Source organism: Caballeronia jiangsuensis, from assembly GCF_046030135.1.
Lineage (GTDB): Bacteria > Pseudomonadota > Gammaproteobacteria > Burkholderiales > Burkholderiaceae > Caballeronia > Caballeronia jiangsuensis.
Genome location: NZ_JAQQDB010000135.1, coordinates 1 through 427, shown reverse-complemented (window position 1 = coordinate 427; position 427 = coordinate 1). Strand labels below are relative to the sequence as shown.

The 427-nt window shown below is 60.9% G+C and carries 1 protein-coding gene; it reads left to right on the top strand.

What is annotated here, in order from left to right:
* Nucleotides 1-70: 70 nt before the first annotated feature.
* Nucleotides 71-427: FAD-binding oxidoreductase (locus tag PQR08_RS38700; protein ID WP_408164512.1), on the top strand; the 357-nt coding region annotated here is incomplete at its 3' end.

Genomic DNA, 427 nt, shown 5'->3' with positions numbered 1-427 from the left:
CGAGCCGTTCGACTACTTCAAGCCGTACTGAACCGAATCAACCGAATCAACGATAGCGAGCCGAAAAAACATGGCGACTCCGCAATTCCATCCGCTGCGCATCCGTGAGGTCCGCCCCGAAACCGCCGACGCGTTTACCGTTTCGTTCGAGGTGCCGCCCGCGCTGCGCGATGCGTTTCGCTTCACGCAGGGTCAGTTCGTGACGCTCAAGACGCATATCGATGGCGAGGAGACGCGCCGTTCGTACTCGATCTGCGTGGGCGTGACCGACTACGATCGCGACGGCGAATTGCGCATCGGCATCAAGCGCGTGCGTGGCGGGCGCTTCTCGAACTTCGCATTCGATACCCTGAAACCCGGCCACGAGATCGACGTGATGACGCCCGACGGACGCTTCTTCACGCACCTGAACGCGGATCACGCAAAG